We start from the raw sequence: 24,485 nt of genomic DNA, 5'->3' as shown, positions 1-24,485 counted from the left end.
GTCGATGCTCGCCATCTTTAATGTTGCCTTTCCCGTCTTCAGCCTGATTTTTATCGGCTTCTTTTGCCGCCGCCGCGGCATTCTTGGCCCGAATGCGTCCACCGAACTCAACCGTTTCGTGATTTATTTGGGGTTGCCCGCGCTGTTGTTTGAGTCAATGTCCAGATTGGCTTCGGTGCAGGCACTCAACTTGCAGTTCGTCGCCGCTTTCGCCTTGGGCATGGCCGTGGTGTTCTTACTGACGCTGTGGCTGCGGCTGCGCAAAAAGGCGCACTTTATTGACGCCACCATTGATGCCTTGGGCGCCGCCTATCCCAACTCCGGCTTCTTGGGCATTCCGCTGTGTTTGCTGACGTTTGGTGAGGCGGGGATTGCGCCCGCCGTGATCGGTACGTTGATGACCGCGTGCCTGCTGTTTGCGATTGCCATTACGATGATCGAGATGTTTCGCCAGAGCGAAAAGCATTTGGGTCGAACGCTCGCCAAGGTCGGTCGCTCATTGCTGCGCAATCCAATCATGGTGGCTCCGATACTGGGTTGCTTGGTGGCGTGGAGCGGGACGGAGCTGCCCACCGGGGTGCAGCAATTGTTCCAGTTTCTGGGTGCCGCCGCAGGGCCGTGCGCGCTGGTCTCTATCGGTTTATTCCTGGCCGCCAGCCATTCGCACCAAGTCAACGGCCAGACCTTGAGCATGCTCGTCATCATGAAGTTGCTGGTACAGCCAGCGGTGACCGGAGTTTTGGTGTTTTGGGTCTTCAATTTGCCGCCCATGTGGGCGTGGTCGGCGTTGCTGCTCAGTGCATTACCGGTGGGCAACGGCCCCTTTATGCTGGCGGAGCTGTTTGGTCGGGAGGCGAGCACCATGTCGCGCACCATCCTGATTTCGACCTTATGTTCGCTGCTCACGGTGTCGATTATTTTGGCGTGGATTCCTCATCAATAAAGGACCTCGCCACAGGGTTTGATAAGCCTGTGGCGAGTGCGACCTAACAGCGGATGGGCTTAGTCGCGCATGAATCCACCGTCCACATCCATGATTTCTCCGGTGACGAAGCTGGCTGCATCCGATGCCAGAAAACACACTGCGGCGGCGATGTCTCGCGGTGTTCCAGCACGGCCCAGCGGCATATCTCCTAACACCCGCGCCCGCGCTTCGGCGCTCAGGGTGCTGGTCATGTCGGTGTCGGTCAGCGCCGGGGAAACCGCATTGGCGGTGATGTTAAATGGCCCCGCTTCACGTGCCAGGCCCTTGGTCAATGCAATCACCCCGCCTTTGGCGGCCGCATAGCAACTGTTGCCCAACAGACCGCCGCCGCGTTTGCCAGCGACCGAAGCGATGTTGATGATCCGCCCTGAGCGACGGGCCATCATGCCGGGTAAGACGGCCTTGGCGCAGTAGAAAACGCTGTTCAGGTCGATGGCCATGACCCGCTTCCACTCGGCCGCACTCACCTGCAGAAGCGGCGCGGTAGAGACGATGCCAGCATTGTTCACCAGAATGTCGATGCCCCCTAGCGCGCGCTCAACTTGGCTGACCACGGCATCCACTTGTTGCTCATCGGCCACATCCACCCCCCACCCCATGGCTTGGATGCCCAACTCTCCTAACTGTGCGGCTGCGCGCTCTGCGGCGGCGTGATCCAAGTCGCAGATCGCGACCCGGGCGCCGGACTGGCCCAACGCGACGGCGATGGCATAGCCGATGCCGCGTGCCGACCCGGTCACCAATGCCGTACGGCCCTCGAGAGAAAAACTGATAGGAGCAAAATTGGCTGAGGCATTCATCATCGTTAACCCTTGATCCGGACACAGGTCGGCCCTCCCGATCATCGGGAAAGGCCGTTTTTTTATTAGAAGTGTTGAAACCGTCAGGAAGGCGCGTAGGTGCCCAGCGCCAACTGGTTCTTAAGGGGCGCGATGTCTAGCCGTCGCAGTACGCGGTACAGCGAGGGGCGGCAGATGCCCAGCGCACGGGCTGCGGCGGTCATGTTCCAGCGGCAGTCGGTCAGCACGCCGAGTACGTCCTCGCGTTCACCCACGGGGGCCGCGGTAGGTTTGCTCTGGCGGATCGGGGTGACGTTTTGCACGTTGCTGCGGGCGGGCTGCGAAGGCTGGCTGCGCACTTGAGCCAAGAAATCTGCGGGCAAGTCACACCGCTGGATTTGCGCACCTTCTTTAACCGCACAGGCGTAGCGAATGACCGCCCGCATCTGCCGCAAGTTGCCTGGCCATGAATGGCCGAGCAGGAGCGGCCAGACATCGGCAGCGATCACTTGGCGCGGATCACAACCGGGCAATTCAGTGGCGACCATGGCGCACACAAGTTCGGCACGGTCAGTGCGTTCGCGCAGTGGCGGCAACTGCACCACCCCGGTGGAAATACGATAAAAAAGATCTTCGCGAAAGCTGCCGTTTTCTACCAGATGCGTGAGGGACTGGTGAGTTGCACAGATCAGCGCGAAATTCACCGGCACACTGCGTTCGGCACCTAGCGGGGTGATCTCGCGCTCGGCAATGACACGTAGCAGGCGAGTTTGCTGTTCGAAGGGCATATCGCCGATTTCATCGAGGAATAAGGTGCCGCCGTCTGCCTGCGCTACTTTGCCCTTTTTACCGCCCGGCAGTGCGCCAGAAAACGCGCCGCGGGAATAACCGAACAGTTCGCTTTCGATCAGGGTTTCGGGGATTGATGCGCAATTGAGGGCAACCATCGGCGCGGCATGACGCCGGCTGTGTTCGTGCAATGCACGGGCTAGCACTTCTTTGCCCGTCCCTGTTTCTCCCTGGATCAGTACGGCAATACCCCGTTCCATCAGCAGCAATGCACGACGAAAAGCTTGTCGCACTTGTGGGTCAGAATCGTGGGCAATGTCGCACTCAGGATAGACAGCCTGTGTACGGTCTTGAGTAAACGAAGATTTTTCGTGTACGGAAGGCATCAGCGTCACCTTTTATTATTGTATAGCTCGTGACTATGTCGACTGACCGCACTTGTGATACAGCCGTCGATATGGCGTTAAATGACAATAACGAGGCGAACTCATATTTTCCAATCCATAATTAATCATCCATTGATACCTTTGAGAGCATCATGATCGAGCTCCGCCACTTGCATTACTTCCGCACGCTCGCTGAAACATTGCACTTCGGTCGCGCCGCTGAGCGCCTGCATATTTCGCAGCCGCCCCTGTCACGGCAGATCGCTGTATTGGAGGAAGAACTCGGCGTGAAGCTGTTTGATCGTTCGAGTCGACGGGTCGTGCTGACAGAGGCGGGCCAGCGTTTTTACTTGGACACCGCCACCGTGTTAGCGGCGTTCGAACAGGCCAAACGCAACGCGTTAGCGGCGGCGCGGGGTACGGCGGGCGAGCTTTCAGTGGGGTTCATGATGTCAACGGCGTACAGCGTTACCCCGGCAATAACCCGCCGCTACGCGGCGCAGTTTCCGCAGGTGAGCCTCAAGCTGACCGAGACGTTACCGCTCGATTTGGCTGAAGACATCAGCAGCGGCAACAAAGACGTAGCGATCATGTATCGCCCTCAGGACTGCACCGGGCTTGAATCGGTGACCCTTTACCGGGAAGAAATGACCGTCGTACTGCCGCCAGGTCACAGGCTCCTTGAGCACGCCGTCATCGACCCCTGCGAGCTGGCAGAGGAAACCTTCATCATCGTGCCAAGGCGAATCGCCCCGGCGCTCCACGACATGATCTACAACTATTGTTTGCAGTTCGGGGTCACGCCGAACATCGGGTTGGAAATCAATATGCAGCAAACCATCGTCAACTTGGTGGGTGAAGGCTTGGGGATTGCGATTGTGCCGCGTTCGATGCGCAACATGCGCCTGACCACCACCACATTTAAACCTTTGCGCGCAGCGCCGGTGATTGAAGTGGTGGCGGTGTGGAAGGCCGATAACCACAACCCCTGCATCGAGACATTCATCGAAAGCGCCCGCGAATCCTGTGCGTTGGTGTCTCGCGACGAAGTGCAGAGTTGAACGTAGGTATGACAGCACTGACGTGACAACTGTCTCCCAGAGTGTCTCCCTCTTAGGCTTAGGCGACAGTTGCCTGAGCCTCTGTAATTTCTTGCAGCCCTTACTGCATAAGGCCCGCGCCAGCCTGGCGGAGCGTTGGCACCGCTCTTGCTATCGACCTTGCAAACAAAATAACGCAAGGAACACCTTATGCGATCGCCTGTTATCACTGGCTGGTATCACTCGCCATTCGGCAAGTTCGACCAACTCGACCCTGAATTGATGATGGCCGAGGCCGCGCTGGGCGCGCTGGCACACGCTGATATTGCGCCGGAGCAGATCGACTCTGTTCACGTGGGCCATTTCAACGCAGGCTTTTTGTATCAAGACTTTCCTTCTGCGCTACTGGCCAACCACATTCCGCAGTTGCGCTTTACGCCTTCAGTTCGTGTCGAAAACGCTTGCTCTACGGGCTCCGCGGCGATTCACTCGGCGCTTCAAGCGGTGCTCAGCGGCCAGAGTAAACATGCTCTGGTAGTGGGCTTTGAAAAGATGAACACGCTGCCCACTGCCGAGGTCGGCAAGATCCTGCTCAAGTGCTGTTACGCCAAAGAAGAAGCCAGCATCGAGGGCGGCTTTGCGGGCGTTTTTGGCAACATTGCACAGAGCTACTTTGACCGTTATGGCGACCAGTCCGACGCGCTGGCGATGATCGCCGCGAAGAACCACGCCAACGGCGTGCTGAATCCTTACGCGCACATGCGTCGAGATTTCGGCTATGACTTCTGCCGTCATCCCTCCGATAAAAACCCTTTTGTGGCTGGGCCACTGAAACGTACCGATTGCTCGCTGATCACCGATGGTTCGGCCGCTCTGGTGATCAGTCGCGAGGATCTGGTGGGCGGTCGCGGTCAAGCTGTGCGCTTTCGTTCTGCTGTGCAAGTCAACGACTACATGCCGCTGTCCAAGCGCGACCCGACGTACTTTGAGGCTGCCGCCCGTGCCTGGCAGCAAGCGCTGCACACCGCAGGGCTGAGCCTGGACGATCTTTCGCTGGTCGAAACCCACGACTGCTTCACTGTCGCTGAATTGATGGAATACGAAGCCATGGGCTTGGCCGAGCGTGGCCAAGGTGCCCGTGTTATCGCTGAGGGCATCAGTCGTAAAGACGGTCGACTGCCGGTCAACCCGTCTGGCGGCCTTAAATCCAAGGGCCATCCTATCGGTGCCACCGGGGTGTCGATGCACGTCATGGCCGCCATGCAGCTCTCTGGCCAAGCGGGTGACATGCAACTGCCTAAGGCGGATCGCGCTGGGGTCTTCAACATGGGCGGCGCGGCGGTGACCAACTACGTGAGCATCTTGGAGGCCGTGCAATGAAGGGCATTGATAACGTCATGAACCTGGGGGAAATACTCAACCAGATCGCCCGGCGCTACCCGGATGCGCCCGGTTTTATTCGCAGTGGACGTGAGTACTCTTGGAAAGAAATCTCCATGCGGGTCGACAGCGTCGCTGCCGCCTTGCGTGAGCGCGGGATCGGTAAGGGCGACAAACTGCTGGTGCATTCGCGCAATAATTTGCCGCTGTTTGAAAGTGCCTGGGTGGCGTTTCGTCTTGGCGCTGTGTGGGTCCCGACCAATGTGCGGATCACTCCGGTGGAGGCGGCCTACTTAGGCAGCTCCAGTGGCGCCGTGGCAATGCTTTACGACGAAGATCTTGAACATTACGTGGACGCTGTGCGCGACGCATCGCCCAGCCTGAAAACGGTGATTGCCATTGGCCAACCGCGCAAGGGTGAGCTGAGTTACGAGCAATTACTCGATGAGGGGCGTGCGGCCTACGCAACCTTCCGTGCCGCCGACGTGACGTACCACGACCCGCTGTGGTTCTTCTACACCTCAGGCACCACCGGCCACCCCAAAGCCGGTGTGCTGACCCACGGGCAAATGGCGTTCGTGATTAACAACCACATCGCCGACCTGATGCCCAGTTTGAACCAGCATTCACGCTCGCTGGTACTCGCGCCGTTGTCCCACGGCGCGGGTATTCATGCGCTGATCAACGCCGCCCGAGGGGCCGCTTGCGTGCTGCCGGCCAGCGACAAGCTCGATTGCGATGAGGCGTGGCGTTTGGTGCAGGAGTACCGCGTGGACAACCTGTTCACCGTGCCAACCATCGTCAAGATGCTGACCGAAAGCGATGCCGTCGATCGCTACGATCACAGCAGCCTGCGACACGTGATCTCCGCGTGCGCGCCGATGTACCGCGCCGATCAACGGCATGCCCTGAACAAGCTGGGCAAGGTCTTGGTGCAGTACTACGGTTTGGGCGAGGTGACCGGCAACATCACCGTGCTACCCGCCGACTGCCATGACAGTGAAGACTCGCCCAACGCGAAGGTAGGCAGTTGCGGCTACCCGCGAACCGGCATGCAAGTGGCGATTCTTGATGAAGCGGGCAACGAGATGGACACCGGCGTTGACGGTGAAATTTGCGTGCGCGGGCCAGCGGTATTCAGCGGTTATTACAACAACCCGAAGGCCAACGAAAGCTGTTTCAAATTTGGCTGGTTCCACACCGGTGACCTCGGCCACGTGGATGAGCAAGGCTATTTGTTCATCACCGGTCGGGCTTCGGACATGTACATTTCCGGCGGCTCCAACGTCTATCCAAGGGAGATCGAAGAAGCCTTGCTCAGCCATCCGGCGGTAACTGAAGCGGCGGTGCTGGGCATGCCAGACGCCAAGTGGGGGGAGTCCGGTTATGCCGTGATCGTCACCACCGCCGAGGTCACCGACGAACAACTGCTGGCTTACCTAGAGCCACGTATCGCACGCTACAAATGGCCCAAACGCTTTGTCCGCTGGGACGAAATGCCCAAGTCCGGCTACGGGAAAATCGTCAAGAAGCAGATCCGTGCGCTGCTCGAAGAACGGCAGGAGGTCGCCTGATGAATGCTCATTTTGCCGAGCGTAGCGGGGTGCGGACATTTATTCATGGTGGCCCGTCTTTGACCCCGCGATTGCTCGACCTAGAAGTGCCCGGCGGCGAAGAAATTCGCATCGTCCTGCCCTTGGGCAGCAACGTCGGCGCCAGCTTGCTCAAGGTGCTTGAAGGTCGACGCTTTGCCAGTGCGGTGGGGCGCATTGTGTGTGGTAACGCCGCGTACTTGAGCTATCACCGGATGATCTCAACCAACAAGCCGGAGCGGCCCTACGACTACGGCCAGCCGGTGATTCTTGACGGCCATGTCACCTTTATCAGCGGCGCCATTACCGTGGGGCGCGATGCCCAAGGCGCTCCGTTACTGCACGGCCACGCCGGGTTTTTAGACAGTGATGGCGAGCAGCACGGCGGGCATCTGGTACTGGACACACTCATTGTGGGTAACGAACCCATGACGATCAGCCTTTGCCTGTTCAATCACGTGGCTTATCAAGTACAGCCTGACGCTGAAACCCATTTCAACCTGCTTCATCCTGTGTTCCAGGAGGTGTCATGAACGTCGCTGTCGCTCAAGAATCACACGTCCAGGCCGGACGACTAGGCCGTCTGGTCATCGCCCGTCTCAAGCCCAATGAAGACATCATCGACAGTGCAGAAGCCCTGTGCAAAGAACACGGCATCCAGTTGGCTGTGGTGCGCGGCGGTTTGGGCAGCTTGATTGATGGTCAGCTCAGCTACCAAGGCCGTGAAGGTCTGATCAAGCTCCAGATTGAAGGCCCGGGTGTTGAAATCCTCAGCATCAGCGGCGAAATTCTTAGCGGTGAAAGTCGCCTACAGGCTGTGCTGGCCGATGCGGACGGCAAGCTCTATGCCGGTCGTCTGGAGCGCGGCAACAACCTCACCTTTATTACGGTCGAGTTAACCCTTCAGGAGTGGTTACCCGACTGAACCCTTGCAACGTATAACAAGAAAGTCGAAACCGCATACCCAGTGTTGTATGGCCGTCCTGTGTCTGTGGCTTTTCGTTCGCAATGCTCTGCCAATCAGGAAAATAACAATGAAAATAAATCCTTTCGTAAAACTGTCTATGCTCGCCACCACCGCAGTCGCTGTATCACCCCTGGCGTACGCGGACTTTGTAAAGGACAGCAAGGCCACCTTGGGTTTTCGCAACTACTACTTCAACAATGACTACCGTGACCGTCCCGGGCCCGCCGGGCAAAGCAAGACGGCTGAATGGGCGCAAGGCTTCTTCCTCGACTACAAGTCCGGCTTCACTGAGGGCACTGTTGGCTTTGGTTTAGACGTGCTGGGCTTGCAGGGCATTCGTCTGGATGGCGGCAAAGGCAATCATCGCGGTAGCTCGATGATTCCTGATGACAGCGATGGCGGCGCGGTAGATGACTGGAGTCGCTTAGGAGTGACCGGGAAAATGCGCTTTTCCAAGACCGAAGCCCGCTACGGCACCCTCCAGCCCAAACTGCCGATCTTAGTGGCCAACGATGGTCGAGTGCTGCCGCAAACCTTCGAAGGCGGCATGATTACCTCCAAAGAAGTGGACAACTTGACGCTGGTTGGCGGTCGTCTTGAACACGCTACCGGCCGCGGGTCAACCAACCGCACGGGGCTCGCGGTGTCTGGCGGCACCCGGCAAAGCAACGAGTTCCTGTTTGCAGGTGCCGACTACAAGCTGACCAAAGACCTCACGTTGCAGTACTACGCCGCCCAGTTGCAGGACTACTACGTGCAGCATTTCGGCGGGCTGGTGCATGTGCTGCCGTTGGGTGAGGGGCAGTCGCTGACCACCGATCTGCGCTACTTCAAAACGGATGCTTCAGGCCGCAACGACTCCGCCTCGGGTCGCGCAGCCGGTTATCGCGTCGGCGGTGTGGGTGACACCGCAGGCAAAATTGATAACGACACGTGGAGCGCGATGTTTACCTACGCCCTCGGGGGTAACTCCTTCCTGTTGGGTTATCAGCGCGTGTCTGACAGCGGCAACTTCGTGCAGGCCAACCAAGGCAATATCAACGAGGGCGCCGCAGGCAGCAGTATTTACCTGTTCACCGATCGCCTGATCACCAGCTTCACCCGTGCCGGCGAACGTACGGTATTCGGCCAGTACGGCTACAACTTCGCTGGGCTTGGGGTGCCGGGGCTAACGGCCTCCGTGACCTACCTCAAAGGCACTAATATCCGCATGGCAACTGGCGCAGATGAGAAGGAGTGGGAGCGCGATTTTGCGCTGGATTACGTGGTGCAAAGCGGCACGTTCAAAGGTGTTGGGTTCAGCTGGCGTAACGGCATGATGCGCAGCGGCGTGCCAAGCGAATACGCCCAAGATCAAAACCGGATATCCGTCAATTACACCTTGGCCTTGTTCTAATCGAGAGGGGCTCGCGGTTAGAGCCCCTTGTTGTGTCGACGTTGTTTAACGTTGATGTGTTCATGACAGGTGTCACTTGCTGGCTGGTTAGCGAGACAGTTCAAGGAGACACCTGTTACATCTCCCGCCCCACAGACTGCTCTGTAAAAAATTGAAACATTAGGTAAAACCTGATTTTTCCCTTTTAAAACAGTCGGTTGAATACAAGATCGTTTGCCTCCACCCGCGTTTCGCCCTCCGTGGCACTTGAATTGCTATAGCTTTCGTATCCAGTGCCGTACCACGGTCATTGCTTCATAAAAATAATAAAGCTAGGAGAACCAAATGAGCGACTTTACGCGCCGCAATTTTATTAAAACGGCCTCCCTCGCGTCCGTTGCCGTCGCATCCGCGGGGCTCGGCCTTTACAGCGGTAAGAGTGAGGCCGCTGAGTTCAAGCTGAAATTTGCCAATAACATGCCGATCTCCCATTCGATGAATGTGCGTGCACGGGAGATGGCCAAGGCGATACGCGAAGAAACCAACGGCGCGGTACAGATTCAAGTGTTCCCTAGCAGCCAGTTGGGCAGCGACACCGATACGCTGGCGCAGGTACGCTCGGGCGCAGTCGACATGTTCGCCCTGTCACCGGTGATTTTGGGCACCCTGGTGCCATCGGTGCAGATCAGCGCCGTGGGGTTCGCGTTCAAGGACTACGATCAAGTCTGGAGCGCCATGGACGGAGATCTGGGCGCCCACGTTCGATCCGAAATTGCCAAAACCGATACGCTGTTCGCGTTCGACAAAATCTGGGACAACGGTTTTCGGGTCACCACCACCAGCTCCCGGCCAATCGTTACCCCTGATGACCTAAAGGCGATGAAACTGCGCGTTCCGCCAAGCCCGATCATCATGTCGATCTTCCGCGCGTTTGAAGCGGCCCCCACCAGCATCAACTTCTCAGAAGTGTATTCGGCGCTGCAGACCCGCATCGTTGAAGGCCAAGAAAACCCACTGACCTTGGTGTCGTCGGCCAAACTTTACGAAGTGCAAAAGTACTGCTCGCTGACCAACCACGTGTGGGATGGTTTCTGGATGCTGGGCAACACGGCTTCGTTCAATCGCCTGCCAGCGGATGTGCAAGCGGTGGTCAGTAAGCACGTCAACAACGCAGTGATGGCCCAGCGTGATGACCTGGCCAAGCTTCAGGGCACCATCCGGGACACCTTGCAAAAGCAAGGCTTGGAGCTAGTCGAGTCGCCACCTGAGCCCTTCCGTGAGCGTCTGCAAGCGGCCAACTACTATGCTGACTGGCACGAGAAATTTGGCGACAACGCGTGGGCAATCCTAGAGCAATACTCCGGGAAACTCGCATGATGGGCGCCTCGGCTGCACAGGCTCCCAATACGTCAATGCGCCTGCCAGCCCGGGCGCTCGTGTTACTCAACTCGTGGTCCATTCATCTGGTCGGAGCGATCACCGTAGCGCTGCTGGTGATCGAAACCTGCGTCCTGTTGGCCGGTGTGATCTCGCGCTACGTGATGCACAACCCATTGATCTGGGCCGACGAACTGGCCTCTTCGCTGTTCATCTGGCTGGCCATGTTCGGCTCAGTGCTGGCCTTGGACCGCGGCGAACACATGCGCATGTCGGCCTTGGTCAACAAACTTCCAGTGGCCTGGCGTGGGTTTTGTGAAACGCTTTCGGCGCTGGTGGTGTGCCTGTTTGTGGTGATGATCATCGGGCCTGCTATGCAGCACTCCCATGAACAAATGTCGATCACCACGCCGGCCTTGGGCATCCCCGACGGTGTGCGAGCTGCGGCGTTACCGGTTGGCGCGATCCTGATGCTACTGGCGGCGGTGTCGCGCATGGCGCGGTTTTCTACGATGCGCCAGTTCATGGCCGGGGTCGGCGTAGTGATCGTCGTCGGCGCGGTATTGTGGCTCTGCCAGCCGCTGCTGGTGGGTATGGGTAACTACAACCTGATCGTCTTCTTCTTAGTACTGCTGGGGGCTTGCGTGTTCGGCGGTATCCCCATCGCCTTCGCCTTCGGTACAGCCACCATCGCCTACTTGGCGCTGGCCACCCACGCGCCGTTATCGATCGTGGTAGGGCGCATGGACGAAGGCATGTCGCACATGGTGCTGCTGGCGGTGCCGTTGTTCGTGATGCTGGGCGTGGTATTGCAACTGTCGGGCATGGCCAAAACATTGATTGATTTCATGGCCTCACTCCTAGGGCACGTGCGCGGCGGGTTGCAGTACGTGCTGCTGGGAGCGATGTTTTTGGTATCGGGGATTTCCGGTTCCAAGGTTGCCGACATGGCAGCGGTGGCTCCGGCGCTGTTCCCTGAAATGAAAAAGCGTGGCTCCGAACCTGAAGAGCTGGCGGCCTTGCTGGCAGCCACCGGTGCCATGACCGAAACCATCCCGCCGAGCTTGGTGCTGATCACCATCGGTGCGGTGTGCAGTGTGTCGATTACCGCGCTGTTTATCGGCGGCCTAATGCCCGCAGTGGTTGCCACCGTAGTGATCGCGATGGTGTGCTGGTGGCGCTCACGCAAAGAGGCGATGCCCAACGTCAAGCGTGCGCCGCTGTCGGTGGTTGCCCGTACTTTCCTGATCGCCTTGCCTGCTCTGGCGCTGCCGTTACTGATTCGCGTGGCAGTCCTTGAAGGCGCTGCCACCGCCACCGAAGTGTCAACCATCGGCGTGGCTTACGTGGTGATGGTTGGGCTGGTGATGCACCTGTTCATGCGTCACATCGAGTTCAAAAGGGTGTACCCGATGATGCTGGAGGCCGGGGCTTTGTCTGGCTCGATCCTGCTGATCATCGGCATGGCATCGGCGATGGCGTGGGCACTCACGCAGTCTGGGTTCTCGGCCGCACTCGTAGACCTCATCAGCGACATCCCCGGCGGCACCATGGGGTACATGATTGTGACCATCTTGGTGTTCGTGATCTTGGGCAGCGTCCTTGAGGGCATCCCGGCCATCGTACTGTTTGGCCCACTGATGTTCCCACTGGCAGAAATGCTCGGGATCCACCCGGTGCACTACGCCATGGTAGTGATCTTGGCCATGGGTATCGGCCTGTTCGCGCCGCCTCTGGGCGTCGGTTTCTACGCCGCTTGCGCCATCAGCAAAGTGTCCTCCGACCATGTGATCCGCCGCGTCTGGGGTTACCTCGGCGCACTGATCGTAGCGCTGGTCATCGTTGCCTGCTTCCCGTGGATCTCCATCGGTTTCCTTTAAGAGAGCATTTGTTATGAGCCAATTAGCGAACAGAAAAATGATCACTGTCGCAGAGCAGGGCCGTGTGGCCCTCGTGACCGGTGCTGCCATGGGGATTGGCGCAGCCATTGCCGAACGGCTTGGGCACGACGGCCATACCGTCGTGGTCGCCGACATCAACTTAGGCGCGGCCGAAGAAATGGTTGCTGGTCTCAAGGCACAAGGTATTGAAGCGCTGGCGCTGGCCATTGACGTGGGCGACCCGCAGTCGATTGCCGCGGCATTTGAAGAACTGGACCAACGCTTCGGTCGTTGCGACGTACTGGTCAACAACGCCGGTATCGCCAAGACCCAAGCGTTCCTTGAATGCGACCTGGTCGACTGGCAGCGGGTCATCAACATCAACGTCACCGGCTCACTCCTGTGCGGCCAACACGCAGCACGCCTGATGAGCGCCAACGGCTGGGGGCGAATCATCAACGTAGCGTCCATCAGCGGCATGCGGGCGAGCATGGGGCGCACGGCCTACGGCACCTCCAAGGCCGCGATTATCGGCCTAACCCGGCAAATGGCCGTCGAACTGGCCGACTTGGGCATCACCGTCAACGGCATCGCCCCCGGCCCGGTAGACACCCCCTTAACCCAAAGACTGCACTCGGCCAAAACCCGCGACTCCTACGCCCGCTCAGTGCCGATGGGCCGCTACGGCACCCCTGCAGAAATGGCCGGCGCCGTCGCGTTTCTAGCCTCCGACGACTCCTCGTACATCAGCGGTCACGTCATCCCCGTAGACGGCGGCTACATGGCGTCGGGGATTTTGGAAATCTAAAGGGTTAGGGAGCGGTCACGATTGCCTAACGTGCCGCATGGAACCCATGCTCCATCGCCGGTATGTAAACGTCTGTAAAACCTCGCAGCAGTGGCCCAGAAACGCTCATTTGCGGCCACTGCTGCGAAGACCGTTCAACGGTTCGGTTACCACGCCGCGATGTGTGAGTCCGCTCGCGGTTCGGTGCCGCCGCACAACACGCCGCTAACAGGGTCGCGCAGGATGATCTGCCCCCGCCCATAGTCAGTCAGGTCGCTAGCAATCTCTACTTGGTGCCCGCGACGAGAGAGGGCGTTGGCCAGGTTCTGAGAGGCGCTCTGCTCAATGCCAACCTTCATCTCTCCCAACCATTGCCAACGTGGTGCGTCCAGTGCGGCCTGAGGGTTCAGCCCAAAGTCCACCAAGTTCATGACCATCTGCACATGCCCTTGAGGTTGCATGTACCCACCCATCACCCCGAACGGTCCTAGCGCTTGGCCATTCTGGGTGAGGAAACCCGGAATAATGGTATGGAATGTCTTCTTGCCCGGTGCAAGACAGTTGGCATGCTCAGGATCAAGACTGAATTCTTGTCCGCGATTCTGCAGCGCGATACCGCTGTCAGGTAGCACCACTCCAGAGCCAAAACCGTGATAGTTACTCTGGATAAAGGAAACCATGTTTCCCTGCGCATCGGCGGTTGCCAAGTAAACCGTGCCGCTGGCGTGGGGGTCGCCTGGCTTGGGTGGCAACGCGTGTTCGCCAATGAGCTCTCGCCGCCGACGGCTGTAGTCATCACTGAGCAAATCGGCCTGGGCGACGCGCATGTGTAATGGGTCGGTGATGTAGTGTAAGCCGTCGCTGTAAGCCAGTTTCATGGCTTCCAATTGGCGGTGCCAAGTCTGCTGACTGTCACGGTGATCGAAGCTGAAACCTTCAAGGATTTTCAGTGCCATCAACGCCACCAATCCCTGACCGCTAGGCGGAATTTCCCAGACGTCAACACCTCGGTAGTTGATATGAATCGGATCGACCCATTGTGCGCGGTATTCCTGCAAGTCACTGGCGCGCAAGTAGCCACCCGTGGCTCGCGAGTGAGCATCCAGCCGTTGCGCCAAGGAGCCTCGATACAGGCTCTCACAACAGGTGGCCGCCAGTTCTTCCAGCGTTCGAGCCTGAGCGGGGTTGCGGAACATCTCCCCAGCGCGCGGTGCGCGGTCTTCAATCAAGAACGTGTCAAACCAAGCCTCTAGGACAGAGTCGCGGTGAGGTGTGAACTCATCCAAGGCGATTTGCCATTGGTGGGCAACTACCGGCGATAACGGGAAACCGTCCCGAGCCAACTGTATGGCCGGTTGCATCAAATCGGCAAAAGGCAACTGCCCGAAGCGCTTTGACAATTCGGCCCACGCGGAGGGACAGCCAGGGATCGTCACTGGCGTCCAGCCATACAGCGGCATCTGCTGATGACCAGCGCTCTTGACCGCTTCGATGCTCAAAGCTGCGGGCGCATGACCGTTAGCGTTGAGTCCATGCAACTGGTCCTTGAACCAGACCAGCGCAAAAGCGTCTCCGCCCAAGCCGCAGCCGGTGGGTTCGACCACGGTCAGGGCCGCTGCCGTGGCAATGGCTGCGTCGATCGCGTTGCCGCCCTTTTGCATCATCTCGATGCCGGCTTGCGCCGCTAATGGCTGGGAGGTAGCCACCATGCCCCGCTGAGCGAAGACACACTGGCGTTGCGATGTGTACGGATACTCGTGAGCAGAAAAATTCAACATGATAAAAACTCTTCAAAACACGCATTCATTGGCCTGATTTAATCCGGTTCCACTCGCGGGTGATCAGGCGCTGGATAGGGTCCGGCAAGTCGGCGGAAACGAACGTGTGACTAATCACTTCATCGCTCGGATAAATAGAAGGGTTCCCACTGACCTTAGGGTCCATGAGTGCGGTAGCGTCCTTGTTAGGGTTGGCGTATCCGGTGTAGTCGCTCACCGGGGCAATCACTTCGGGGCGCAGCAAGTAGTTGATTAACGCGTGAGCATTGGCTGCGTTGCTCGCGTCCTTAGGGATTGCGAGCATGTCGAACCACAGGTTTACCCCTTCTTTGGGGTTCAGAAAACGAATGTCGATGGCTTTACCCGCCTCGCTGGCACGAGTCTGGGCCTGCATCACATCACCGGAGTAACCGATGGCGACACAGATGTCACCATTGGCCAGATCCGCAATGTATTTCGAGGAGTTAAAGTAAGTCACCGATGGGCGCAGAGTCATCAGTAAGGCCGACGCTTTCTTGTAGTCATCGGGTTTGACGCTATTGGGGTCTAGGCCCAGGTAAAGCATGGTTTGCGGAATGATCTTCAGCGGAGCATCAAGGAACCCTACGCCGCAGCTTTTAAGTTTCTCCAAGTTGGCCGGATCAAAAACCATGGACCAGGAATCTGCGGGTGCCAGGTTCTGCAGCCGCGAGCAAGTTCATCAGGCGAGGGTCCAGATGCTTCCAGTTATTCAAATGCTCGCGTTGCAAAGGCTGATAGGCCCCAGCGCGGATTTGCTTGGAGAGAAACTGACTGGAAGGCACGACAAGGTCATAACCAGAATGCCCGGAGAGCAATTTTGCCTCGAGCATTTCGTTGCTGTCGAAAATGTCGTACTGGACCTTGATGTTGCTGTCTTTTTCGAAGTTCTTCAGGGTGTCGGGACCGATGTAATCGGACCAGTTGTACATCTTCACTACCGGGGCGGCGCCCTGTGCCACGGGCAATAAAGCAGTTAGGCATAAGCCTGCAACAAAGCTCAATGTACGCATCATGAATTTCCCTAGGAAGACAGCACGCGGCTGAGAACGATTGGTGACGCAAATAACTAAGTTAGGCAGTTGCTCTCTTCTATTTTTCGGATTGCAAAAATAAGATCAGTTCGGGCACCGTGCTTTCGATGTGCTCGCGCACCACCGCTTCAGCCTGGGCTGCGTCACCTGCACGAATAGCGTCAAGGATTGCGGCGTGTTCCTGGCGGGCGCTCACGGGTTTTTCGAGCTGCTGTAGCCACAGTCGCATTGGGGCTTCAATCAACGCGTACAAAGCCGAAATATGCTTCATCAGCCTTGGCCTTTTGCTCAGGCTGCACAGGTATTCGTGGAACGTGCGGTGAAGACTGACCCAACCCGCGCTGTCGTTGCGGTACTCGTCCATTTCATCTAACAGACGTTCTAGGGCAGCGAGCTGGCGCTCTCCGATGTTGGGAACAGCCACCCGAACAGCCAAGCCTTCGAGAGCGCTGCGCATCTCAAACACTTCCTGCATTTGCTCGATATCCAGACCGCTGACAACAGCGCCGCGGTTGGGCCGCAGCGTCACTAAACCCTGGGCATCGAGACGGCGGAAGGCTTCACGCACCGGCATACGACTCATGCCGATCTCACTCGCGATGTCCTCAGCGATTAACCGATCCCCTTTGCTATAACGACCCGTACAGATCGCTTCAAGAAGGAAGTTGTAGGCTTCTTCTTCAGCAGTAATCGGCTGACGCTCGGTGTAGACAGAAGCGAGTTTCATCAAAGCCTCTTTTTTGTATCCAATTATCCACGGATACAATAAAGCACGAGCTGTGCCAGTTTCTTCATCAGCCATTCAAGTCATTGACAGGCATAGAATATTTGCCAGTAAAGAGGGAACTGCTACTGAGGCATGCCGTGCGAGCGTGCTACTTTTTGCCTCTGTATAGGGCGAGATGACGCAGAAAAGTAACTGTTCTTCTCTGCTTATGAGTGTCGGCGCTGTAGTCACCCGCTTTACGGGCTATATTTGGCACTCCATGGTTTCGTACACGTAGCCTTTAGCGGTAGGTGTTGCGATCACTGCTTGACCATCGGCAACGAGGGCAGCCCGAGCGTTTTTCGCTCTTTCCGGTACACCGCAGTCTTTAGGGTGGAGATGAAATGAGGCAAAGACCATTACATCCTGAAGCCCTTCTTCGGCGTGACCAAGGATTGAAATCCAAGAACCCAACAGAATCATCACGGTAAAAGTTGCGCCGCTTAAAATGCTCATCAATAGCCTGGAATGCCTTCGCTGCTCTAAACCGGGCTTGTATTGATTCCAGCTTTTGAACTTCAGAGACTGTTTCTTAGTTTTCGGCATGAAAGTGGGGTGTGTCACGCTCATTAATAAAGCAACAACCACAACGCCTATGATGATCAGCACTGTCGCTAAGTACCCCCAGAGAGCGATTAGAACTAAGGTAGATAACGCCTTTTGGGCAAGAGGAAACTGGGCTGAATCAACATGCGTCCAGTTGACTATGAACGAATCTGCGTACGCACTCGCCACAATACTCAGCGCAATTGTCCCCAAGGCTGCTAGGCCGGTCATCCATCCTAAGTGGGCCTTAAATCTTTTTATAAGCTCAAATTGCCGTATTGAAAGCACCGACGAGCTCACGCAAATCACGACAAACAGTCCTTGCGCCACGAGGGTAGCCTTCGTCCCACCTAGGCTTTGCCAAAACAAAAGAAAAATCAGCCCAGCCAGTGATAACTGGATTAATGCAGCACAACACTCCTGGAATCCCCACCACCTAAAGTTGTAGTTAAGCTTCCAAGGAAAGTGCTTAAGGTGAGTTCGAATAAACAACGGGCGATCACTGAAACGATCCGCGACTGCGAGAATGCAAGCTAAAAGCAGATAGGTGCCAACGTAAGGAATCATTAGTCTTGAGCATCCATTAACAGAATTAGATCTCCGTTATCTCACGGATCGCACCCACACTTATGTAGTCCATTACTTTGCTTGAACAGCAGAAACTAAAAAGCCCGCACGGGGCAGGCTTCTTGGAGGTTTCGTGGACTGACTGAGACGGGTTTGGGCAAATCCGCTCCTAAGACAGACTTGGAGCCCACTGAAATTGAATTCCACAGTGTCGGCAAATGTTTCCCGGCCACAGGAAAGACCGAGGCGCCCTTTGCCATTCGGGGGGGCAACTTCAAGATTCGGCGCGGTGAAGTGGTGTAGATCATCGGGCCGTCCGGCTGCGGCAAGAACACCATCCTTAATACGGGCTCCGGGCTTTATCTGCCGACCGAAGGCGAGGTGTTTGTTGGCGGTGAAGCGGTCATCGGGGCGGGGAGATGAAAATGTGCCGTAGCCGTCTGTTTTTGTTGGCTAATAGTCAATCAGATAAATAGCTTGGAATACCAGATGGAATGCTGGGTTGATCTGGCTTTCAATGGAATGGTGCTTTTTGAACTCAGCCGAGCGACTCGTCAAAGTAATCGCTGTCGAGTCTAGGCACCTTGTAAAGCTGCGAGCTGACTCCGACCTCGTGATCCAACATCAGATTGACCAAGCGTTTACCGTCGACCAGTACAAGCCCTTCGACCGAGCGCGCGAATTCAACGGCCTGGGCGGTGAAGCCGGAAGTGGTGATGAATACACCGCGTTTAGCTTTCTGCCCGGCCAGGGCGCCATAAAACGCTTGCAGGTCGGGGCGGCCGACGGTGCTCTGCCAGCGTTTGGCCTGCACGTAGACCTTTTCCAGCCCCAGCGCGTCCAGCGAGATCACGCCGTCAATCCCGCCGTCGCCACTGCCGCCGACTTGCTGCAGCGCCTGACGGTTGGCGCCGTAGCCGAAGCTGTGCAGCACATCGAGCACGATATGCTCGAAGCGCGTCGGGCTCGCTTGCAGCAGGCTGTCGCGTAGGTCGCCCGCGACGCTGGTACGCAGCTCGAGGATGGCTTGGTTCAAGCGCTCCTGCGGGCTGCTAGTGGCGAGGTCGGTCTGGGCAATCGGTGTTGACGTGTCGTTGCTTTCATCAAGCGAGGCGGCATCCGGCGCTGCTTTCAGCTTCACACTCATGAAGTTCACAGCCAGATGCTCGACCTGTTCTGCGCTCAATGGGGCAGGGTTGGCTTGGGCGAATGCGCGGCCAGTGTCGGTCAACTGCCAGTAGCCACGCTTGGCGCTGCTGGAGTAGCCGGCGCGCTTGAGCCGATCATGTGCCCAGCCGGAGCGGTTCTTGTAGGTGGCCTGGCCACTGGCGATGGTCTCCTGCCGCTGCGCTTCGCTTAGACCAAGTGTCAAGGCAGCTGCTTCATGGGTCTCCCCCGCCGTGGCACCCTCCGGGTGGGCGGCGAGAAAACGCAGGATGGGCTCGATGAACTGGTCGTAGGTAGGAACGGGCATGATTCGTTTTCTTCCTGAAGTAAGGCTTAGTCCGCCGTGGCGGATCAACGACTACGCGTGGCTTTGGGAGCGGCGGTGCGTTGGGCTTTGATGCGCTCTAGCAGCATGTCGGCAGGTTCGTCGTTCGGGTCTTGCGGCACAAGATCACCTTTGAACGCTTTGGCGAGGATGCTTTGGGCGAGATGATCAATTCGTTTTTTGGCCTCACTGACCTTGGCTTCCAGCTGTTCGGCATAGGCGAACAGTTGCTCGACACGGTGGACGATTTCGTTTTGTTCATCAATGGAGGGTGCCGGTAGACCAATTTCCTTTAAAACTGAAGCCTTGATCCCTTTCACTGTTGTTCCGGTTGAGCGGCGAGCCAATTCTTCTTGTAGGACTGACGATTGCAAAGCTATAGCAGCAAAGCTAGACGAGTAGCCTTCGTGAAATTGAAGGCAGATTGTTCGCTGTGCTAGCGCAAATTTTTCCGTTATATCGATAACTGCCACGTTACCGAGAGGTGCCTCGGTTGTAATCAGCACATCACCAACTTTTGGGATTCCACGCGTCATCCAGCTTTCATATGCTTCAGGGCGGATAAACTCCCGAGGGACTCTCGAAATATACCCTGACTTGATATTTTTAGCGGTGATCAGTGGAACTCCAGAGTCGACCTTTTCTGGCGTCTTCCCTCGATAGTCGATGAAACGCGCAATTACGCCAAGTCGTCTGACTGGGTACAAGAAACCCTGATCTTGAGAGGTTTCATGTACAGCAACACGCCACTCCTTCGTAAGCCGCCCGGAAACGGCGGCGGCGAGGACGGATTGCCGGAAGCGTTTGAGCAGTGCTGGGATGCCGTCGATACGGACTTTCAGGGTATCGACTTGAGCCAGCAGTTCGTCGAGCTTAGCGGCGATGCGGGTTTGTTCAGCGGTTGGTGCTAACCGGAACGGTAAGGTCTTAGCCGTTGCGCCAGAAATTTCTTTAAAGGTTGTGCCTGTTCCAAGGCTATCTGCCAGCTGTCGAATACTTTTCAGGTAATAAAAAGCGTAGCTAGGGTCAATGCCATGAGGCAAAACGAAGCTTTTGAACCCCTGATTGGTCGCGATTTCATTCGCAGCCACTGCAACATAGCCAATAGGCGCGCGGCTGCTGAACAGCAGGCTGCCTTTTGGCATTAGTTTGGCAGAGCAAGACTTATATCCCTCCAAAGTCAGGTCTCGTGCGCCGAAGGCAATTTCTTTTCGCTTGTAACCACTGAGATCGGCGGGTGTAAGCCAAGCGATACCTTCGCCGGGAGCAGTGAAGTTTTCGACGTCATTCGCCTTTGGCGTACCTCCACCCATGACTTCAGCAATTTCACCGATCTCCACATCAATCCAAGTGCTCGGCAACTTACTCATCGACACTCTCCTGAGCTACCATCAACCCCATCACCTCAGCCATCAACTGCTTCTGCGCCACCACTTCATCCCCCGCCCCCAGCGCCTTCATCAGCTCTTCCAGCTCACGCAGCGCCTCGGTCAACTCAGCCATCGCCTCACCGGCCAGTACTTCCGGAGCGGGCAGGTCGGCGGCATCCAGGCTGCTGTCGTCCTTTAGCCAACTGATATCCAGCGAGTCACTACGCTCGTTGCGGATGTAATCGCGGGTAAAGCTGCGGAAGCGGCTGGTTTCACCGATACCTTCGACGTTCTCGGCGCGCGGGCTTTCGCCGTCGGGGGTGTCGCCAAAGGCGTCCGCGAACGGTTTGAGATGCTTGGGGCCAAAGGGCGTGCGCTGGCCGAAGCTGGGCATGTTGCTGCGCAGGTCATAGATCCACACGCGCTTGGTGCAACCTTCCTCCTGGCGCGGGTTTTCCACGGCGCCCTTCTGAAAGAACAGCACGTTGGTCTTCACACCCTGTGCGTAGAAGATGCCAGTAGGCAAGCGCAGGATGGTGTGCAGGTTGCACTTGTCCATCAGGTCGCGACGCACGTCGGTGCCAACGCCAGCCTCGAACAGCACGTTGTCCGGCAGTACCACAGCGGCGCGGCCACCGGGCTTGAGGCCACGGTAGATGTGCTGGAGAAAGGCCAACTGCTTGTTACTGGTGCGGTAGGTGAGGTCATCACGAGTCGGGCCACCGCCACCCTTGGCAGTGCCGAACGGTGGGTTGGAGAGGATGACGTCGACCTTGGGCAAGTTGGCCCCGGTCTGACCCAGAGCGTTGCCCAGGTGCACCACGCCTTCTTCGTCGCCTTCCATGCCATGCCGCCGTGTGTTCATTAGCGCCAGGCGGCGAGTGCCGGGCACCAGTTCTACGCCAACAAAGGCGCGATTGCGCTGGAAGGCCTGGGCTTTGGCGTCTAGGTCGTAGTAATCGTCGGTTTGACTTTTGATATAGGCGTCAGCAGCGATTAAAAAGCCCGCAGTACCGGCGGCCGGGTCTTGTATGGTCTCGCCCGGCTGCGGCTTGATGCAGCGGATGATGCTGTCGATCAGCGGCCGAGGGGTGAAGTACTGGCCGGCGCCGGACTTGGTCTCGCTGGCGTTCTTTTCCAGCAGGCCTTCATAAAGATCGCCGAGGCCGTCCTGGCGGGCGCTGAACCAGTCGATGCCGTCGAGGCTCTTGATCAGTTGCTCGAGATGGCGCGGTTCTTTGAGGCGAGTCTGAGCGTCGGCGTAGATGGCGGCGATCAGCGGGTCATGGTTTTTGCCAAGGTCCAGCAGCATCTGCCGGTAGTGGTCGAGCAGGTTAACGCCGGACCTGCCGGCCAGGTCTGGCCAGCGCGCGCCTTCGGGCAGCTTGTGGCCGAAGCTGTCGTTGTTCTGCACCTGTTCGTATTCCATCTTGATGAACAGCAGCAGCACGAGCTCGGTGACGTAGTCGCTGTAGTTGATGCCGTCGTCGCGAAGGACGTCGCAAAGGTTCCAGAGTTTCTGGACGATGTCGGAGTTGGTCATGAGGTACCTGTGGCGAAAATGTGCAAAGCGCCGGATTGTGCTGGCGCGAAAGCGTGGTTGTCTGGGTTCAGTCGTCTGGGGAGCGTTGTTCAGCCTTTAGCTCTCGGCCAGCTGCGGTCAGACGATATCGTTGCTTGCTGCTATTAGGTTTATCTGGAATGGTCATCTCGACCACACCAAGCGCCATTAGTGGGGCCAAAACCTGCTCGCGGAACTTGCTGCGGTTGCTGCGCCCGACGAAGGTCATTAGCTCTGGCGCAGTGTGATCGCCTGTCATCTTGCATAGCAGCGTTATCTGCTCTTGCTGCAAAGACAGGCGAGTTTCGGCTTGTTCTCCTTCGGCAGCGGACTCAGTCCCTACTTGGTCCCTACTTGGTCCCGACTTAGTCCCTACTTGGTCCCCACTTGGTCCCGAAATAGGCCCTTTTTCAACGGCGCGCTGAATCACCACCTTGAACTGATTACTTTGCCGGTCGTCCTCCAGCAGGATCATTGGCCAAGCATCGATAGCGCGCGGGATGCCGGTGCCCAAACCGCGATAGGGGAGAATGTGCACAGCATGGGAGGTGAGCGTCGGGTTACGACGGTTGGACAGGCCGAATCGAATTTTCTCGGTATCGAGCACGTCAGGCAGGTGCCCAGGGCTGATCAGTTCAATGCGATCGGCGAAGCTCATGATCCGAATGGAGGCGCTGACAAAGTAGTCGCGGTGGATCAGGGCATTGACCAGCAGTTCTTCAAACACCTCCTCCGGCACTTCCAGCTGGCCGAGGGTATTGAAGCCCTGCTGGCGCTGCACGTGGTGTAGGTTGCGTTTTATGAAGGCAAGGCTGCGTCGGTACTGTTCCTGGAGATTACCGTCGATATCTTCGCTGTCTAGATAGTGGCGGTCATGCAGAACCGTGCCCGGAAACGCCACTGCCTTGATATCGAACGCCGGACACAGGCGTTGTGGCGCCTGGCCGAAGAGCAGCAAACCGGCCAAATTGGGTGTGTCACCACTGGCGAGGCCAAGATTTTCCAGGATGCGAATGGTTTCCAAACCTGTCTGTTCGGGGTTCTGCCGAAAGCGTCTTTGGAAGTACTCGCCAAGCGCTTTGGCGTCGATATCCGCCACGCTGCTGCCCGCGACCGGGACCGCATCCGCGCACACCAGTCCGGCCTGCTGGAACAACCGCTGCAGTTCTTCACGGGCCGTGACCCGACGCTTGTCGGCGCCGTTCTTTACCCAGATGCGACCCTGGTTGTCGACATAGGGTTTATTCAGCCCTTGTTCGACTGTCACCACCATGACCAGCCCGTGTTCGGTCTGAAGGTTGCTGGACAATGGATTGATCGCCGGGCGGACATTCTGTGAGGCCGCGTTGGAGAGCAACTGATTGAGCCGCGAAATGTCGGCGCGACTCAACCCGCTCACCGCGCCGGAGTCGTCTACGCCAATCAGCAAGTAGCCACCGGACGTATTGGAGAACGCCACCAACTCGGCTGCCAAGGCATCGATATTGCTGAAATCGCGCTTGAACTGATGGCGGCTGTCTTCACCACACGCAAGAATCTGATGAAGCTCAGCAGGGGTCATTAGGCATCTCTAAGTAGCGCGGCGATAAATCGTAGTGGCGGGGCATTATCCCTTATGAACGAGCACGCTGACCAATCCGGCGTTCCAGATCGGTCTCATCCCGTTTGTGCCCAAAGGTTGTCATTCAGGGCGTCCAGCACCACGCCCAGGTTGCCGCCGAGCATCTTGTCCAGCCGCGTGCTGCCGCCATCGCTCTTGAAAGCCTCACCAATCTGCTTCTTGTCAATAACGACCTCGTGTACCAGTTGCTTGGCCAGGCGGTCAAGCCACTTACGCTGAATTTGAGTCCAAGGCTGCAGGGTATAAATCGTCTCCATCGCCTTGGTTACGCGCTGCTCAAACGGTAGCAAAGCCTCTCCGAGGGCCGCTCGGCGGATGAAACCGACGATGCTGGCAGCGATTTCCTGATTGGTTTGGTTGCGCCAGGCGCTTTGCAGGTTCACCTCACTGTAGCC

The 24,485-nt window shown here is 57.4% G+C and carries 20 protein-coding genes and 2 pseudogenes; 11 read left to right on the top strand and 11 right to left on the bottom strand.

All coding sequences use genetic code 11. The features are described from left to right. The first annotated feature begins 4 nt into the window (after positions 1-4). On the top strand, positions 5-943 hold the full coding sequence (locus AQS70_RS15900; protein ID WP_055103718.1) for an AEC family transporter: 939 nt from the start codon (positions 5-7) through the stop codon (positions 941-943). A 59-nt stretch (positions 944-1,002) separates the two neighbouring features. On the opposite strand, the gene AQS70_RS15895 is transcribed toward AQS70_RS15900, so the two are convergent. Both AQS70_RS15895 and AQS70_RS15890 read right to left on the bottom strand, forming a co-directional pair. After that, the gene (locus AQS70_RS15895) at positions 1,003-1,788 is read right to left on the bottom strand and encodes an SDR family NAD(P)-dependent oxidoreductase (RefSeq protein ID WP_206542144.1); all 786 of its coding nucleotides are present in this window, start codon (positions 1,786-1,788) and stop codon (positions 1,003-1,005) included. A gap of 80 nt (positions 1,789-1,868) precedes the next feature. After that, a complete protein-coding gene (locus AQS70_RS15890) occupies positions 1,869-2,939 on the bottom strand; it encodes a sigma-54-dependent Fis family transcriptional regulator (protein ID WP_082428133.1) in 1,071 nt (356 codons plus the stop codon). A 152-nt stretch (positions 2,940-3,091) separates the two neighbouring features. Between AQS70_RS15890 and AQS70_RS15885 the strand changes: the two genes are divergently transcribed. The 9 genes from AQS70_RS15885 to AQS70_RS15845 all read left to right on the top strand — a co-directional run bounded on the left by AQS70_RS15885 (position 3,092) and on the right by AQS70_RS15845 (position 13,358). Then, positions 3,092-4,000, top strand: coding sequence for a LysR family transcriptional regulator (locus tag AQS70_RS15885; RefSeq protein WP_055103716.1), 909 nt, complete (start codon positions 3,092-3,094; stop codon positions 3,998-4,000). A gap of 189 nt (positions 4,001-4,189) precedes the next feature. After that, positions 4,190-5,359: an acetyl-CoA acetyltransferase gene (locus AQS70_RS15880; RefSeq protein ID WP_055103715.1), complete on the top strand. Its 1,170-nt coding sequence runs from the start codon at positions 4,190-4,192 to the stop codon at positions 5,357-5,359. Further along, on the top strand, positions 5,356-6,933 hold the full coding sequence (locus AQS70_RS15875; protein ID WP_206542143.1) for an acyl-CoA synthetase: 1,578 nt from the start codon (positions 5,356-5,358) through the stop codon (positions 6,931-6,933). Before AQS70_RS15880 ends, AQS70_RS15875 begins: the two co-directional genes overlap by 4 nt. Next, positions 6,933-7,484: a PPC domain-containing DNA-binding protein gene (locus AQS70_RS15870; RefSeq protein ID WP_055103714.1), complete on the top strand. Its 552-nt coding sequence runs from the start codon at positions 6,933-6,935 to the stop codon at positions 7,482-7,484. Before AQS70_RS15875 ends, AQS70_RS15870 begins: the two co-directional genes overlap by 1 nt. After that, positions 7,481-7,876, top strand: coding sequence for a PPC domain-containing DNA-binding protein (locus AQS70_RS15865; RefSeq protein WP_055103713.1), 396 nt, complete (start codon positions 7,481-7,483; stop codon positions 7,874-7,876). Before AQS70_RS15870 ends, AQS70_RS15865 begins: the two co-directional genes overlap by 4 nt. A gap of 109 nt (positions 7,877-7,985) precedes the next feature. Next, positions 7,986-9,314: an OprD family porin gene (locus AQS70_RS15860; RefSeq protein WP_055103712.1), complete on the top strand. Its 1,329-nt coding sequence runs from the start codon at positions 7,986-7,988 to the stop codon at positions 9,312-9,314. Between the two features lie 324 nt (positions 9,315-9,638). Beyond that, the gene (locus AQS70_RS15855; RefSeq protein ID WP_055103711.1) at positions 9,639-10,670 is read left to right on the top strand and encodes a TRAP transporter substrate-binding protein; all 1,032 of its coding nucleotides are present in this window, start codon (positions 9,639-9,641) and stop codon (positions 10,668-10,670) included. Continuing rightward, a complete protein-coding gene (locus tag AQS70_RS15850) occupies positions 10,667-12,550 on the top strand; it encodes a TRAP transporter large permease (protein ID WP_055103710.1) in 1,884 nt (627 codons plus the stop codon). Before AQS70_RS15855 ends, AQS70_RS15850 begins: the two co-directional genes overlap by 4 nt. Positions 12,551-12,563: 13 nt before the next feature. Then, positions 12,564-13,358 carry an SDR family NAD(P)-dependent oxidoreductase gene (locus tag AQS70_RS15845; RefSeq protein WP_082428132.1) on the top strand — a complete coding sequence of 265 codons (795 nt, stop codon included), beginning with the start codon at positions 12,564-12,566 and terminating at the stop codon, positions 13,356-13,358. Between the two features lie 146 nt (positions 13,359-13,504). Here AQS70_RS15845 and AQS70_RS15840 read toward each other — a convergent pair whose 3' ends face one another. The 4 genes and pseudogenes from AQS70_RS15840 to AQS70_RS15825 all read right to left on the bottom strand — a co-directional run bounded on the left by AQS70_RS15840 (position 13,505) and on the right by AQS70_RS15825 (position 18,046). Beyond that, on the bottom strand, positions 13,505-15,115 hold the full coding sequence (locus AQS70_RS15840; RefSeq protein WP_055103709.1) for a gamma-glutamyltransferase family protein: 1,611 nt from the start codon (positions 15,113-15,115) through the stop codon (positions 13,505-13,507). A gap of 25 nt (positions 15,116-15,140) precedes the next feature. After that, a pseudogene (locus tag AQS70_RS15835) lies at positions 15,141-16,149 on the bottom strand (polyamine ABC transporter substrate-binding protein). A 76-nt stretch (positions 16,150-16,225) separates the two neighbouring features. Continuing rightward, positions 16,226-16,894: a GntR family transcriptional regulator gene (locus AQS70_RS15830; protein WP_055103727.1), complete on the bottom strand. Its 669-nt coding sequence runs from the start codon at positions 16,892-16,894 to the stop codon at positions 16,226-16,228. 243 nt (positions 16,895-17,137) lie between these two features. Next, positions 17,138-18,046 carry a hypothetical protein gene (locus AQS70_RS15825; RefSeq protein WP_055103708.1) on the bottom strand — a complete coding sequence of 303 codons (909 nt, stop codon included), beginning with the start codon at positions 18,044-18,046 and terminating at the stop codon, positions 17,138-17,140. 138 nt (positions 18,047-18,184) lie between these two features. Between AQS70_RS15825 and AQS70_RS23375 the strand changes: the two are divergent. After that, positions 18,185-18,466: pseudogene (locus AQS70_RS23375) on the top strand (ATP-binding cassette domain-containing protein); the annotation flags it as partial. Positions 18,467-18,584: 118 nt separating this feature from the next. Here the strand turns inward: AQS70_RS23375 and AQS70_RS15820 are convergent. The 5 genes from AQS70_RS15820 to AQS70_RS15800 all read right to left on the bottom strand — a co-directional run. Next, positions 18,585-19,520 (bottom strand): restriction endonuclease, encoded by a 936-nt coding sequence (locus AQS70_RS15820; RefSeq protein WP_055103707.1) that lies wholly within the window; start codon positions 19,518-19,520, stop codon positions 18,585-18,587. Between the two features lie 44 nt (positions 19,521-19,564). Next, positions 19,565-20,908 (bottom strand): restriction endonuclease subunit S, encoded by a 1,344-nt coding sequence (locus AQS70_RS15815; RefSeq protein WP_055103706.1) that lies wholly within the window; start codon positions 20,906-20,908, stop codon positions 19,565-19,567. Further along, positions 20,901-22,451, bottom strand: coding sequence for a class I SAM-dependent DNA methyltransferase (locus AQS70_RS15810; protein WP_055103705.1), 1,551 nt, complete (start codon positions 22,449-22,451; stop codon positions 20,901-20,903). The genes AQS70_RS15815 and AQS70_RS15810 overlap by 8 nt, the downstream gene beginning before the upstream one ends. 67 nt (positions 22,452-22,518) lie before the next feature. Then, positions 22,519-24,030: an RNA-binding domain-containing protein gene (locus AQS70_RS15805; protein ID WP_055103704.1), complete on the bottom strand. Its 1,512-nt coding sequence runs from the start codon at positions 24,028-24,030 to the stop codon at positions 22,519-22,521. 95 nt (positions 24,031-24,125) lie between these two features. Beyond that, positions 24,126-24,485: type I restriction-modification enzyme R subunit C-terminal domain-containing protein (locus AQS70_RS15800; protein ID WP_277620595.1), on the bottom strand; the 360-nt coding region annotated here is incomplete at its 5' end.

Origin of the sequence: Pseudomonas endophytica, assembly GCF_001411475.1 — a bacterium.
In the GTDB taxonomy this organism is placed as follows: domain Bacteria; phylum Pseudomonadota; class Gammaproteobacteria; order Pseudomonadales; family Pseudomonadaceae; genus Aquipseudomonas; species Aquipseudomonas endophytica.
Note: the sequence above shows the minus strand (reverse complement) of the source record. Positions and strands in the feature narration are given on the sequence as shown.